The following is a 15286-nucleotide window of genomic DNA, read 5'->3' on the forward strand; positions in this document are numbered from 1 at the left end:
ATGAGTATCTCGAACAAGGAACAGGGGCACGTGGAACAGGCGCTGCTGCCCAGGGCACGGGATATCGATGCGTTGGTACGCGCTGAGCATCGGGATCCCTTCGCAATTCTCGGCCCGCACGGCGATGGCGCTGGCGGGCAATTCATTCGCGCCTATCTGCCGGATGCCTTAAGCGTGCAAGTGGTGGACAAGGAATCCGGGGAAGAGCTCGGCAGCCTTGAGACCACCCAAACCCCGGGGCTATTCGTCGGGCACTTCGAGCGGGCCCGACCCTATCTGTTGCGAACCCGTTGGGCCGGTGGCGAGCAACTCGCCGAGGACCCTTACAGCTTTGGCCCGTTACTCGGCGAGATGGATTTGTACTTGTTCGCCGAGGGCAATCACCGGGACTTGAGCAGTTGCCTCGGCGCGCAGCTGAAGACGGTCGATGGCGTGGAGGGTGTGCGCTTCGCCGTGTGGGCGCCGAATGCCAAAAGGGTCTCGGTGGTTGGCGATTTCAACGTCTGGGACGGTCGTCGTCATCCGATGCGTCTGCGCCATCCTTCCGGGGTCTGGGAGTTGTTCATTCCGCGCCTGCAAGCGGGGGAAGCCTACAAATACGAAATTCTCGGCGCCCACGGCATTCTGCCGCTCAAGGCCGACCCGATGGCCCTTGCCACCGCTTTGCCACCGGACACTGCATCGAAAGTCGCCGCGCCGCTGAAAATCGACTGGCAGGACCACGACTGGATGCAGTCGCGGGGCGAGCGGCAGCGAACCAGCGCACCGCTGTCGATCTACGAATTGCACGCCGGTTCCTGGCAATGCGAGCTGGATGACCTGGGCGAGGTCGCCCGTCAGTACACCTGGCCCGAGTTGGCCGAGCGGCTGATTCCTTATGTAAAGGAGCTGGGTTTCACCCACATCGAACTGATGCCGATCATGGAGCATCCGTTCGGTGGTTCCTGGGGTTATCAACTGCTGTCGCAATTCGCCCCGAGCGCCCGTTACGGCACGCCGGATGACTTCGCCGCGTTCGTCAATGCCTGTCACCAGGCCGAGATTGGCGTGATCCTCGATTGGGTGCCGGCGCATTTCCCCACCGATACCCACGGCCTGGCGCAGTTCGATGGCACCGCGCTGTATGAGTACGGCAACCCGCAGGAAGGTTTTCACCAGGACTGGGACACGCTGATCTACAACCTGGGCCGCACCGAGGTGCACGGCTACATGCTGGCCTCGGCGCTGCACTGGCTCAAGCATTTCCACGTCGATGGCCTGCGCGTGGACGCAGTGGCGTCGATGCTGTATCGCGATTACTCGCGCAAGGCCGGCGAGTGGGTGCCCAACCGTCACGGCGGTCGGGAGAATCTGGAGGCCATTGATTTCGTCCGCCATCTCAACGATGTGGTGGCCCTGGAAGCACCGGGGGCGCTGGTGATTGCCGAAGAATCCACGGCGTGGCCGGGTGTCAGCCAGAGCACTCAACAGGGTGGGCTGGGTTTTGCCTACAAGTGGAACATGGGCTGGATGCACGACTCGCTGCATTACATTCAGCAGGATCCGGTGTACCGCGCCCATCATCACAATGAGCTGAGTTTCGGCCTGGTGTATGCCTGGTCCGAACGCTTTATCCTGCCGATTTCTCACGATGAAGTGGTGCATGGCAAGCATTCGCTGATCGACAAGATGCCGGGGGATCGCTGGCAGAAGTTTGCCAACTTGCGGGCTTATCTGAGTTTCATGTGGACGCATCCGGGCAAGAAATTGTTGTTCATGGGCTGCGAATTCGGCCAGTGGCGTGAGTGGAATCACGATCAGCAACTGGACTGGTATTTACTGCAATACCCGGAACACCAGGGGGTGCGCAAACTGGTCGGTGACCTGAATCGGTTGTATCGCGAAGAACCGGCGCTGCACGATCAGGACGATGCCCCGCAAGGCTTCCAGTGGTTGATCGGCGACGATGCGGTCAACAGCGTCTATGCCTGGTTGCGCTGGAGCAAGGACGGACGTCCAGTGCTGGTAGTGGCGAACTTTACCCCGGTGCCGCGACAGTCCTACCGTGTCGGCGTGCCGTTTGCCGGGCGCTGGGTTGAGTTGATCAACAGCGACGCCGACACTTATGCCGGGTCCAATTACGGCAATGGTGGCGGGGTGTTCACCGACGAAGAACCGAGCCATGGCCAGGCCCTCTCACTGGAGTTGAATTTGCCGCCGTTGGGGGTGTTGATCCTGCGTCCGGAGGGTTGATCTAAAATCGCGTCGCTTCATTCGCGAGCAAGCCCGCTCCCACATTGGATTGTCGTCGTACACAACACCAATGTGGGAGCGGGCTTGCTCGCGAAGAGGCCAGATCGAACAAAGCGCTTCTTGTGTCATGCGCTCACCACCGCATCCGCACCCCCAAACTGCCAATCAACCCGTTCAAATCATTGTCATCCACATCGCTGCTGTAATCGGCGCTGATGTACAGGCTGACCAAAGGCGTCACTCTGGCGACCAGCCCCAAACCCACATCCACGGTCGAGGATTTGCGGCTGCTACTGATTTTGTCGACCTGATCCAGGCTCACGGTATTACCGGTATATACCGTGTGCCACACGTTGGTCCGCACATAGGGTTCGACGGGCAGGCCGTTGATATCGTAACTGCCTTTCAAGCGCGCACCGACCCGACCGCTCCAGGACGTCATATCGCTGGAGGAGCCGTTGCCGGAGCCGGCATAGGGCGTATCCAGCGTAATGCGTTGATTGATCAACTGCGCCTGGGGTTCGATCACCCAGTTATTACCCAGGCCAATCGGGAAACCACCTTCCACCGACAGCGTCACCGCGCTGCCTTCGGTGGCTTGTCGCGCGCCTTGGTCATTGCGGCTGTAGCCGTTGACCCGGCCGCCGCTGGCGCTCAAGTCTACGTGCCAGCCTTTTGGACCGGTCAGGCTCCAGTAGGCGCCGAGACTCTGGCCTTGAAGGTTGAGCGTGTCATGGCCGGGGTCGGCGAGGGCGCGACTGGTCAGCAGACCGTTGTCATTGCCCTGGAATTGGGTGGTGCCGCCGATCAGTCCGACCCGCTGGGTATGGCCGCTGTTGCTTTGGACGGTCAGCAGCGCCGGGCCTTTGAATTCGCTGGCGCCGGGGATGGAGGAGCCCTGGGCCAGATAGTCGGTTTGGGCCTGCCGTGAAGTCTTTCCATAGACGTGGTCCCAGGCCGAAGGCGCGGCGTCTTCGACCGTAAGGCGTGAGCTTTGCAAGTCTGGATTGAAGCGTGAACGACCGGGATACGTGACGGAGCCGGTGGGCAAGGTAAGGGTCGGCAGTGCCTGGTTATACCAAAGCGTTGGTTCATCCTCGGCAGACGAGGCCTGCACCTCCATGGATGAGCACAGCAGGAGTGAACTCGTGACGGTGCAAAAAGTGATTTTGATCTCTTGTGGAGTGAATGAAGTTTTCATGGAGGTCTACCTTGCAATGGCATGCGTATCTCGCTTTGGCGTCTCTCCTACCCCGAATGAGGGGCGACCGAATGGATTGGGGCAGGGTCAGACCCGCCTTTTTTTACAGGAGTCTGGTGGCTTGCCCCTGATGGATTTCCGGGGGTAGTAAGCACTAGCTAAGAAGACTGCTGACACTGCGTCAAGAAAGTGGCCGATAAGCGGTATGGCTATTTTAGGTGTTGTAAGTGACTGATTTTTGGCGCGTATATAAGTTGTTGTTTGTGCGAAAAATCATCCAGAAAGGCGCGGGCCAGACGCGTTTGGTAGGGGGCTATCGGTTGTTTGGCGGCTGATCCAGTGCAGGATAAACAAACGGCGTCGGCGCGCCATTGCTGTCATTTTTTCTGTCAGCGATGGCATCCTTGGCGACTGTCATTTGACGGTGTTACAGGCGCACTTCCACCGCCAGCGGCAAATGGTCCGACAGATGCGTCCAGGGTTTGTGGCCAAGTATTCGCGGTTCATGACTGCTGGCATTACGCAGGTAGATCCGGTCCAGGCGCAGGAGGGGAAAACGTGCCGGGTAAGTTTTCGCCGGTCGGCCATGATGGCGTTCGAAGGCTTCATGCAGGTAGTCGCGCCGGGCGAGGGCGGCATTGCCTTGCAACTGCCAGTCGTTGAAGTCGCCGGCAATAATCACCGGGGCGTCATCGGGCAACGATTCGAGCAACAGGCAGAGCAACTGCAGCTGCAGTTGTCGATGGCTTTCCAACAGGCTCAGGTGCACGCAAATGGCATGCACTTCGGCATGCCCCGGCACATCCAGTACGCAATGCAACAACCCGCGCCGCTCGGGGCCGGTGATCGAGACGTCGAGGTTGCGAAATTCGCGGATCGGGTATTTCGACAGCAGGGCATTGCCGTGGTGGCCGTCGGGGTAGACCGCGTTGCGACCATAAGCGAAATCGCTCCACATGCTGTCGGCCAGGAACTCGTATTGCGAGGTCTGTGGCCAGTCGTTGTAGCGGGAAGAATGCCGGTCGTGCTCACCGACCACTTCCTGCAGAAACACCAGGTCTGCCGACGTGCTGCGTACCGCTTCACGCAACTCCGGGAGGATAAAACGCCGGTTGAGGGCAGTGAAGCCTTTATGGGTGTTGACCGTCAGCACTCTGAGTCGATGAACCGCCGCAGGCGTGTTCGGTGGCATGGATTCGACGGCCTGTCGTTCGGCATCGCTGGTCACGTTCACTCCTCTGAATCAGGCTGATGTATGCATGCGACTGGTGCATGGGCGAGCAGTTCAGTTGATTGTCGTAACACATCCATCGCAACCCCGTAGCAGCTGCCGAGCTTGCGAGGCTGCGTTCGGCTGCGTAGCAGTCGTAAAATCAGGCTGCTCGGTTCGTCAGATAAATCACAGATGCTGAATTCACGACTGCTACGCAGCCGAACGCAGCCTCGCTAGCTCGACAGCTGCTACAAGCCGAACGCAGCTTTGCTGCAAGGGTTTCAGACAAACACAATTTCATACGGCAAACGCATGCGCTCCAGAAGCACCTGGGGCACTGACGGGGCGACACCGATTATCGGCTCACCGTCGAGTTGGCTGGCGTAGGCGTAGGTGGCATGGCTTTTACGCGCGACGGTCCAGGTGTCGAGGCGTACCTTGCGCGCACGATCCCAGGGGATCAGCCCATGCTCACGTGTCGGCCAGTGCCAGGCCCAAACCGGTATTTCGTTGAGCGTCGCACCGACCAGCGCTGCGGCCCTGGCGCTGGCGCGGCCGACGGCGTCGTGGTCGAGGTTACCGTCTTCGCGCCAAGTGGTGAACACCACATCGCCGGGGCGCAGGTAGCGGACGATGAATTGGGTCAGTTCAGACTCCCGTTCGGCCAGCCCGCTGTCGGTGAAGCCGGCGCGAATCCACTTCAGGCTGTGCATCGGCACTCCGAGCCGGCGCAAGGCTTCGACGCTTTCCTGGGGGCGGAATACGCTCAGGCGTTTCTGTGACCACTGTCGCGAACCAAAATGACTGTAGCTACCGTCGGTGATCGAGATCAATTGCAGAGGATGGCCAAGGGCGCACAGCTGTTGCAGGAGGCCGCCGCAGGTCAGCACTTCATCGCCAGGATGCGGCGCGATCACCACTGCGCGAGCGCCGGCCGGGACCAGGGTTTCGGTATTGATGACAGGGATGTTGTCCAGTTGCTGGGCGCTGTTCCAGATCTGCACGGGCAGACCACTTTCGCTGATGGAAACCGTTTTCATAGGCGCTACGTCCTTGTTCTGTCTGGCCCTCAGTCGTGCGCAATGCTTGCGAGGGTGCAAGCCTGGCAGACCCGTGAAGGCGGGGTAAATAGCAATTGCAGCGCTCCGAACCCTGGATTGCTGCGGGCAGAGTATTGCTCATGGATCGTTATTCGTCGCCTCAGTCTTTGGTCTGATGCGGTTTTTTTAACCCAGGCTGTGTCAGGTTTCGCAAATAATCAGCGAAACCGTCCCTACGGATTTCATTACGGCTTGCCCCCGAGGGCCCCGTTCACTCTTCTTCTTCGCGCTGCAATTCGAACAGCAGCAGCGAGCGGCCGGTGACTGAATATTCGTGACCGAACTCGAAGCGTTCCTGGCCACGAATCGAGGGTTGATTGGTGTCGATCATGCAGGTCCAGAAACCGCCGTCAGGCACTTCCGGGAGCAGGAAATTGACGATGTCATGGTGGGCGTTAACCACCAGCAGCAGGGTCGCGTCGCCGCCCTTGCGGCGAATGCCGGTTTCCTGGGCGCGGCCATCGAGCAGCATGCCCAGGCAACGACCGTGGCCTTCTTCCCATTGTTCGATGGACATTTCGCTGCCGTCCGGGGCCAGCCAGGTCACGTCCTTGACGCCGATGTCTTCGTTGTAGTTGCCCACCAGGAAGCGCCCGCGACGCAGAATCGGATAGGCCAGGCGCAATTTGATCAGGCGTTTGACGAACTTGAGCAGGGCCTTGCCGTCTTCGCTCAGGTCCCAATTGACCCAACCGATCTCGCTGTCCTGGCAATAGGCATTGTTATTACCGTTCTGGGTGCGAGCGAATTCATCGCCAGCCACCAGCATTGGCGTGCCCTGGGACAGCAGCAACGTGGCGAAGAAATTGCGCATTTGCCGCTGGCGCAGCTCATTGATCTCGGGATCGTCGGTGGGGCCTTCGACACCGTGGTTCCAGGACAGGTTGTTGTTGCTGCCGTCCTGATTATTCTCGTCGTTGGCTTCGTTGTGTTTGTCGTTGTACGACACCAGGTCGTTGAGGGTGAAACCGTCGTGGGCGGTGACGAAGTTCACCGAGGCATACGGCCGCCGGCCACGCTGATTGAACATCTCGCCGGAGGCGGTCATGCGGTTGGCGAAGTCGGCCAGTTGGCCGTCGTCGCCTTTCCAGAACGCGCGCACGGTGTCGCGGAATTTGTCATTCCACTCAACCCAACCCGGCGGAAAGTTCCCGACTTGATAGCCCCCGGGGCCGCAATCCCAGGCTTCTGCGATCATCTTCACCTGACGCAGCACCGGGTCCTGGCGGCAGGCCACGAGAAAGCTGTGACGCTCGTCGAAACCGTCGTGGTAACGGCCGAGGATGGTCGCCAGGTCGAAACGGAAACCGTCCACATGCATTTCCGTGGCCCAGTAACGCAGGGAGTCGGTGACCATTTGCAGTACGCACGGGTGACTCAGGTCCAGGGTGTTGCCGGTCCCCGAATCGTTGATGTAGTAGCGCTTGTCGTCAGGCATCAAGCGGTAGTAAGAGGCGTTGTCGATGCCGCGCATCGACAGGGTCGGGCCTTGTTCGTTGCCCTCGGCGGTATGGTTGTAGACCACGTCGAGGATCACTTCCAGATTGGCCTCGTGCAGGTGTGCGACCATCTCCTTGAACTCGGCGATCTTGCCGCTGGCCAGGTAGCGCGGGTCCGGGGCAAAGAATGCGATGCTGTTGTAACCCCAGTAGTTGGTCATGCCTTTGTGCAGCAGATGCTGGTCATTGACGAAGGCATGAATCGGCAGCAATTCCACGGTCGACACGCCGAGCTTGCGGATGTGTTCGAGCACGTCATCGACCATCAACCCGGCGAAGGTGCCACGCAGGTTCTCGGGGACGGAGGGGTGACGCATGCTGAAACCGCGTACGTGTGTTTCATAAATGATCGTTTTGTCCCACGGCACGCTGACGCGATGGTCATGACCCCAGGTGTGAGCCGGGTCGATCACTTTGCATTTGGGCACGAAGGGCGCGCTGTCCCGCTCATCGAAACTGAGGTCGGCGTCAGGGTGGCCGATGGTGTAGCCGAACAACGCTTCGGACCATTTCAATCGACCGACCAATTGCTTGGCGTAGGGATCGATCAGCAGCTTGTTGGGGTTGAAACGATGACCATTGGCCGGGTCGTAAGGACCGTACACGCGATAGCCGTAGATCAACCCCGGGTGGGCGTCAGGCAAGTAGCCGTGGTAGATCTCGTCGGTGTATTCCGGTAACTCGATACGCTCCAGTTCCACCTCGCCGGAATCGTCGAAGATGCACAGTTCGACCTTGGTCGCGTTAGCCGAAAACAGCGCGAAATTGACCCCCAGGCCATCCCAGGTCGCGCCTAGCGGGAAGGGCAAGCCTTCGCGGATTCGCGAAGCCTCGGCACGAGGTTCGGGCGCGGTTTTCTTTGGACTGCTCATAGTTGCTCCTGCATGGGGTGACGGTACTCGACTGCGATGAACCGTGGCTCTGGTTTTTTTCGAGGGCGAGCGCGCCCTCGGTGGCGAGAGACACGCCACAAATCAAGCGAGGCAAGGCGATAAACGCGTCAGGTCGTTGGCGGCTTGCGCGCAGCGCGTGGCTTTTTCTCGACGTTTTTTTCGCCAAGCGGGGTCACTGTCGAAGCAGAGGGTTTGGCTTTGGCCTTGGTTTTGGGTTCGACGCCTTTGGCATTGAGCTTGCCGTCGGGCTTGCCCACCGCGGACTTGGCACCGATGCTTTTGCTGGCAGCTTTCGATGACTTGCCGGGCGCCAGCGCTTTGGCTTGGGCTTCAGCGTCGGCCAGTTTGCAGGCCATCTCCCAATGGCGTTTTTCCTGGCCCGTGGGTTTTCCTTCGGATTCCCAGATTTGATAGGCAAATTCGCGGATGCGTTTATCGTCGGTACTCATCGCAATGCTCCTGAACTGAACTCAAGCTTGGGTAGTTTGGATAAAGAGATTGACCGGGAAATTCCCCAGCGCGGTGCTGACCAACAGTTCCCTGTGTTTTGTGACTATGACGCTTGCAAAAAGTCCCTTCAGATTTTCTTCAGGGACGGCGAACGGCAACTTGACCCGTGTATCGCCCCAGAGCGGCGCATCAATCTGTGGTTCGGCACTGTTTTCCAGCAGTTCGGCACAGCGTATCGGTACTATCACGATAGCCCGTTTTCCCTGCCATTCACGAGCAAACGCCAGTACCCGGTGAGCCTGGCTACCGAGGACTTCCAGGGCTTGATACGTCCCTTTTTGAAACAGTCCGGCATGCTCGGCACGTTGATGTAACGTCCGGGCGATCAGGGTTTGCTTGATGGCCCCGTCACGCCAGTTCGCCAACAGATCGGGCAGGTCCAACCGTAGGTGCATGGCCTGCTGACGACTGACGTAATCCACGGGTCGGCGGTTGTCCGGATCGACCAGCGTGAAGTCCCAGAACTCGTTGCCCTGATAGAGGTCCGGTACCCCCGGCACGGTCATTCGCAGCAAGGTTTGCGCCAAGCCATTCAATGCTCCCGGGGCGGCGATGCTCTGCGCCGCCGCACCGATGGCCGTGCGCAGTGGCTGGCCTTCGGGGCTGAGCAGCAAGCGTTCGAGAAACCCATGGGTCGCCTGTTCATACCCCTCGTTTGGCGCACTCCAGCTGCTTTGCAACTTGGCTTCGCGCAGGGCTTTCTGTTGCCACTGCCAGAGGCGTTTGGCGTAGTCCTCGAGCGCCACTTGATCGTTGCTGTGCAGCTCCAGCGGCCAACTGCCGAGGATCGCTTGATAAAGAATCAGCTCGTCACCCGCCGAAGGCGCGCCGGGTTCAATGCGCAATTTGTCGGCCAGGGTTCGCCAGTGTTCGACCTGGTCGGCATACCAGGCGCTGCGCTCGCTCAACACCGCCAGCCGCGCGCGGGTGTCTTCGCCGCGTTTGTGGTCGTGGGTCGCGGTGGCCAGCAGGTTGTCGGGGAACTCGGCGAGGCGATTGACGCAGGCAGCATGGAAGTCAGCCACCGGAGCGCTGAATTGCTCGGTGTTGTAGCCGACATCGTTGCGCGACAGCAGCACCGCCGAGCGATAAAGCGCGGTGTCTTCCACTGCCTTGGCCGCCGCCGGTGAGGTCAGTTGCTGGAAGCGCACGCAGGCATGCTTGAGCAGTTTGCGTGGGCGCCCCACCGGGTGTTTGCGCCAGGGTTGACCGCCGAGCCAGCGGGACAGGCAATCGAGCACCGGCCAGTCGGCCTCGCCGAGGGTTTGCCTTGCACCGTCCATGGCCTGCTGGAAAAACACCTCGTCCTGGGCGCAGTTTCGGCCCAGCGGGCTGATGTAAGTGCGATACACCGGGAAGTGCACGATCAGTTCCTGCAAGGCCCGACGGATTGCGCCGAGGGTCAGGTCCCGGGTCATCAGATCGTCCCGGGCCACTTGCAACAGGGCGTGGGCGACACTTTCGAAATCCCCGGCGAGGGAGCCGTTGAGAATCTGCTGGCGCGCCAGTTGCGCTTCCTGACGAAAATCGGCGGGCCGTTCGCTGTGCCGGCTCCAGAGTTCGCCCAAGGTCTGGGCGCCTTCGGGGTCGTGTTGCAGCAACGACAACTGATTCATGAATTCGTAACCGGTGCTGCCATCGACGGACCAGTCGCGGCGCAGGGTTTCGCCTTCGCCGAGGATCTTTTCGACGTAGATCGGCAGGTGCCGATCCGGCGCCAGGCGATCGACTCGGCGCCGCAGTTTGCGGCAGTAACCACGCGGGTCGGCGAGGCCATCGATGTGATCGATGCGCAGCCCGTCGACAAGACCTTCGGCCACCAGCTCGAAGATTTTTGCATGAGTCGCCTCGAACACCGCCGGGCGTTCAACGCGCAGGCCGCCCAGTTCATTGATGTCGAAAAAGCGCCGCCAGTTGATGTCGTCCGCCGCAGTGCGCCAGCTGGCCAGGCGATAACTCTGGCGTTCGAGCAGGTTATGCAGGCGCTGGAAACCCTCGGCGGTGAGCGAGTCGTAGGTGCCGAGCGTGTGCTGGATGGCCTGAAGAATGGCCGGATCGCTGGCCAGTTCAGCCAGTTCCGTTTTCAGTGGGATCGCCAAGCTGTGCGCGTCAGTCTGGTAACTCAAGGTACTGAAGCGGTCTGCCAGGGATTTGAGCTGCTCGACCTGCCCGGCATTCAATTGATCATCGGCCTTGAGCAATTCGCCGTAGTTGGTGGGGCAAATCGGGAAGTGATGTTCGTAGTGCTCGACATAAAAAGCGCCGCGCCGGGCATCGAAACGCAAGGGAAGGGTGCCGTCCTGCAAGGCGATGCCGTAATCGCTGCCCAAAAAAGGCAGCAGCAATTGGCCCTCCATCAACGGGTCGGGCGAATGCCATTGAATGTCGAAGAACTCGCCGTAAGGGCTCAGTCGCCCCCATTCGAGCAAGTCGAGCCACCAAGGGTTGTCGCCACCGCCGACGGCCATGTGATTGGAGACAATGTCGAGGATCAGCCCCATGTCCTGTTCGCGCAACGCACTGACCAAACGGCGCAACGCAGCTTCGCCACCCAGCTCAGGGTTGACCGTGGTCGGGTCCACCACGTCGTAGCCATGCATGGACCCCGCGCGGGCGGCGAGCAGCGGCGAGGCATAGACGTGGCTGATGCCCAGGCTGGCGAAGTACGGCACCAGCGGCACCGCCTGATCCAGAGTGAAACCTTTATGAAACTGCAGCCGCAGAGTCGCCCGCAGCGGTTGGTTGAACGGTTGATTCATTGGTCACGCTCGGCCGCCTGAAGTCGCGCACAGGCGAGCAGTTCCAGGCGCCGGGCGGCGTCCGGATCATCGAGCAGGGCTTCGCTGTCGCCGGGTAGCCTGCGGGACCAGTTGGGATGGGTGTCGGTGGTGCCGGGCAGGTTGGCCTGCTGTTCGATCCCCAAGGCATCTTCCATTGGCAGCAATACCAGCGGCGCGCGGGTATGGCCGAGGAAGCGGATCGCGGCGTCGAGCACCTGATCGGTTTCGTGGGACTCCTCGCGGAAATTCTGCGGGTCCTCGCTCAGCACCCGACGCAAACCTTCGCGCTCGCGCTCACGGTGTTGGCGCCATTCGATTTCACCCGGGGCGTCGACCAGATTCAAGCGCGCGCTCCAGTCGATATCGCGGCCATGCCACCAGCCATTGAGCGTCGGCAGGTCATGGGTGCTGGTGGTTGCCAAGGCGTTGTCCGGCCAGTCGAGAATCGGCTTGAAGTGAGTATTGTCCTGTTCGAACAGCAGCACGCGCATGCCGAGAATCGAGCGCGCGATGAGTTTCTCGCGCAGACCCTCGGGCACGGTGCCGAGGTCTTCGCCGAGGACGATGGCCTGATGTCGATGGGATTCGAGGGTCAGCAAGCGCAGCAGGTCGTCCACCGGGTAATAGAGGTAGGCACCGTCGCTGGGGTGTGCGTCGTTGGGGATCACCCACAGTCGTTGCAGCCCCATGACGTGATCGATACGCAGGCCGCCGGCATGGGCGAAGTTGGCCCTCAGCATTTCGATGAACGCGCGAAAGCCGTTGCGCACCAGACCTTCGGGGGAGAACGCGGAAATGCCCCAGCCCTGGCCGGAACGATTGAGGATGTCCGGTGGCGCACCCACGGTCAGCGAGGTGAGCAATTCGTCCTGACGACTCCAGGCCTGGCTGCCGCCGCCGTCGGCGCCAACGGCCAGATCCGCGATCAGGCCAATGCCCATGCCGGCACCGCGGGCGGCGGCTTGGGCGCGTTCCAGGCTGCGCGCAATCAGCCATTGGCAGAACGCGTAGTAGCCGATGCGGGTCGAGTTTTCTTCGGCAAAATGCGCCAGGGCGGTGCTGCGCGGGTCACGCCATTGTTCGGGCCACTCGCGCCAGTCGAGGCTTTCACCGTCCCGCGCACGGACCTCCTGGATCGCTTCAAAGCGGCAATGATTTTCCAGCGCTTCGCCACCGGCATGGCGGAAGCTGCTGAAATCCGGGTGCAAGGGGTGTTCGCCGTGAGTGAAGCCTTCGTACAAGGCCTCAAGCAAGCGGTGCTTGGCTTCGGCGGCGGTGGGCCAGTCGATCAGCGGCAATGCCTCAAGGTGCTTGAGCTCAGCAGCAAGGCCGGTGGCGTCGATCGCGGCGCGCAGGGCACGCTCACCGAGAATCGCACCGGGCGCCGCGTACAGGCTATTGAGGAACAGGCGGCTGGATGGCGAGTAAGGGCTGTAACGCTGGGTATCGCCACTGAACATCGCATGCAGCGGGCTGATCGCCAACGCTTCGGCGCCTCGTTCCCCGGCCACCCGGGCCAGATCTTCGAGGGCCTGGGTATCGCCGAAACCGCCATCGCCGGGACGGCGCAACGAGTACAACTGCACGCTCAGGCCCCAGGCACGCGGGTTCTGACTGTCCACCGCGTCGCCGACGCTGTAGCAGCGCTGGGGTGCCACCGCCAGGGTGAAGGATTGATCATCGATGCTGACGTGCTGATAACCCACCGGCACCAGCCCGGGCAACACCGCGTTGTCATCGAGTTTCAAGTTGATCCGTGAGCCGTCTTCGAGATGGATTTCACACGGGGTTTGCGGTTCGAAGTAGTGGGCCAGGTCCAGGCCGACGCCCACATCGCAGGTCAACAGCGGTGGCAGGTGCCGGGTTTGTTGCACTTCCTGCAATTGCAGCAGGCTGGCGTCGATCTCCTGGGCAGTATTGGCGGGATGGCCAAGCCCGCTGAGCACCGAGCGCAACACCGCCGGGGTCACTTTCTGTGGACGGCCATTGGCATCGATCCAGTCGACGGCCAGGCCTGCTCGGCTGGCCAGTATTTCCAGTTGCGCATTGCTCATGGGCGCTCTCCATCCGGGGGTAGCAAAGGGGCTGCGGCCGTGAGGCTGACTAGCGCGCAATACGGGGCAAGTGTGCCCTGATTCAACAGACCGGCCGATTGTGGCGGGTGTTCGAACAGCAATGTCGCGTCGGCCTGTGGGGAGTGGACCACGGGCGCATCGCTGAGGTTCAGGTCAATGCGCAACTGACTGCCATCGCCCAACCGCCAGCGCGCCGTCACCGCGCCCGCGGCCAGTACCTGCGCTCCCAGCGCCTGGGCGCCGGGCAGGTGCGGGATGATGTGTTGATGGCGGATCTTCAGCAGTTGGCGATACAGCTCATAAACCGGCGATTGGCAGCTGGCGCTCAGTTTCGGCCGTGAAGCTTCGAAGGTCTGCGTCGCGTTCGGGTCGGGAATCTGCTCGCGTTTGTGCGGATCGGCAAAGGCGCTGAACGCCGCGAATTCATTGCGTCGTCCTTCGCGCACCAACTCCGCCAGTTCACCGTGGTGGCTGGTGAAAAACAGGAACGGTTGCTCGGCGGCGAATTCGTCGCCCATGAACATCAGCGGGATCATCGGCGACAACAGCAGCAACGCGGTGGCGGCGTAAAGGGCATCAGGATGGGCCAACTGATGCAGGCGCTCGCCAAAGGCGCGATTGCCGATCTGGTCGTGGTTCTGCAGGAACAGCACGAAGGCCGTGGGCGGCAAGTGACCGCTCGGCTCACCGCGCGCCGTACCGTGGCGGGTGATGTGGCCCTGAAACACGAAGCCCTGGCTCAGGCAACGGGCGAGCTGTTCGGTGGGCTGCCGGGCATAGTCGGCGTAATAGGCATCGGTTTCACCCGTGAGCAGAACGTGCAGGGCGTTATGGCCGTCGTCGTTCCATTGCGCGTCGAAACCTTGTTCCAGCAGGCTGGCCTGGTTGTGTTCGTTTTCCGCCATGAGCCACACGTGTCGCGCCGGATCGGTTTGCCGCCGTACCCGTTGCGCCAGCTCCTGAAGAAAGTCCGGGTCTTCGATGGCATGCACCGCGTCCAGGCGCAGGCCGTCGAAGCGGTACTCCAGCAACCACATCAGCGCGTTGTCGATAAAGAAGTCGCGCACCTCGCGCCGCCGGAAGTCGATCGCCGCACCCCAGGGGGTGTGTTTGTCTTCGCGGAAAAAGCCTTTGGCGTAGCGATGAAGGTAATTGCCGTCGGGGCCGAAGTGGTTGTAGACCACGTCGAGAATCACTGCCAGGCCGTGGCCGTGGGCCGTGTCGATCAGGTGTTTGAGTTGTTCGGGCGAGCCGTAGGAGGCTTGAGGCGCATAAAGCAAAACCCCGTCATAGCCCCAGTTACGTTCGCCGGGAAACTGCGCCAGCGGCATCAGTTCGATGGCGGTAATACCCAGCTCAACCAGGTGCGCCAGGTATTGCTCAACCTCGCTGAAGCCGCCGAGTGCACCGACGTGCAATTCGTAGATTACCGCCTCATTCCACGGTCGACCTTGCCAGGCGCTGTGTTGCCAACGATAGGCGAGGGGATCGACCACCACGCTGTGGCTGTCGATATCACCCGCCTGGGCGCGGGAGGCCGGGTCCGGCACCGTAAGCTCGCCATCGATGTTGTAGCGGTAGCGGGTACCCGCGGGGCAGCGGGTGTTGATCACAAACCAGCCATCGGCCTGAGGCAGCAGTGGCAGGGATTGTCCATCTTCCAGTTCGAGACTGACGAAAAACGCATCTGGCGCCCACAAGGCAAAACGCGTGTGTTCTGCGTCCAGCATGATTGCGCCGTGGGGCCAGGTCTCAAGGGTCCGTAACGGCATCGTTGAAAGCC

At 61.0% G+C, this 15286-nt stretch carries 9 protein-coding genes; 1 reads left to right on the forward strand and 8 read right to left on the reverse strand.

Annotated features, from left to right (window positions below; genetic code table 11):
• The gene (gene glgB, locus IB250_RS02925) at positions 1-2232 is read left to right on the forward strand and encodes a 1,4-alpha-glucan branching protein GlgB (protein ID WP_192342894.1); all 2232 of its coding nucleotides are present in this window, start codon (positions 1-3) and stop codon (positions 2230-2232) included.
• Between the two features lie 133 nt (positions 2233-2365).
• On the opposite strand, the gene IB250_RS02930 is transcribed toward glgB, so the two are convergent.
• The 8 genes from IB250_RS02930 to treZ form a co-directional block, all read right to left on the reverse strand.
• On the reverse strand, positions 2366-3433 hold the full coding sequence (locus IB250_RS02930; RefSeq protein ID WP_192342895.1) for an autotransporter outer membrane beta-barrel domain-containing protein: 1068 nt from the start codon (positions 3431-3433) through the stop codon (positions 2366-2368).
• A 427-nt stretch (positions 3434-3860) separates the two neighbouring features.
• Complete coding sequence (locus IB250_RS02935) at positions 3861-4661, reverse strand: endonuclease/exonuclease/phosphatase family protein (protein ID WP_192342896.1); 801 nt, start codon at positions 4659-4661, stop codon at positions 3861-3863.
• A gap of 266 nt (positions 4662-4927) precedes the next feature.
• Complete coding sequence (locus IB250_RS02940; protein ID WP_192342897.1) at positions 4928-5686, reverse strand: PIG-L deacetylase family protein; 759 nt, start codon at positions 5684-5686, stop codon at positions 4928-4930.
• Between the two features lie 271 nt (positions 5687-5957).
• Entirely contained in the window at positions 5958-8117 is a 2160-nt protein-coding gene (gene glgX / locus IB250_RS02945; RefSeq protein WP_192342898.1) for a glycogen debranching protein GlgX, read from the reverse strand.
• Positions 8118-8245: 128 nt separating this feature from the next.
• Positions 8246-8587: a DUF2934 domain-containing protein gene (locus tag IB250_RS02950; protein ID WP_192342899.1), complete on the reverse strand. Its 342-nt coding sequence runs from the start codon at positions 8585-8587 to the stop codon at positions 8246-8248.
• Positions 8588-8608: 21 nt separating this feature from the next.
• Positions 8609-11407, reverse strand: a complete 2799-nt coding sequence (locus IB250_RS02955) for a malto-oligosyltrehalose synthase (RefSeq protein WP_192342900.1) — start codon at positions 11405-11407, stop codon at positions 8609-8611.
• The gene (gene malQ / locus IB250_RS02960; RefSeq protein ID WP_192342901.1) at positions 11404-13482 is read right to left on the reverse strand and encodes a 4-alpha-glucanotransferase; all 2079 of its coding nucleotides are present in this window, start codon (positions 13480-13482) and stop codon (positions 11404-11406) included. The genes IB250_RS02955 and malQ overlap by 4 nt, the downstream gene beginning before the upstream one ends.
• The gene (gene treZ / locus IB250_RS02965; RefSeq protein ID WP_192342902.1) at positions 13479-15275 is read right to left on the reverse strand and encodes a malto-oligosyltrehalose trehalohydrolase; all 1797 of its coding nucleotides are present in this window, start codon (positions 15273-15275) and stop codon (positions 13479-13481) included. Before treZ ends, malQ begins: the two co-directional genes overlap by 4 nt.
• Positions 15276-15286 lie beyond the last annotated feature (11 nt).

Source organism: Pseudomonas sp. PDM09 (assembly GCF_014852305.1).
GTDB lineage: Bacteria > Pseudomonadota > Gammaproteobacteria > Pseudomonadales > Pseudomonadaceae > Aquipseudomonas.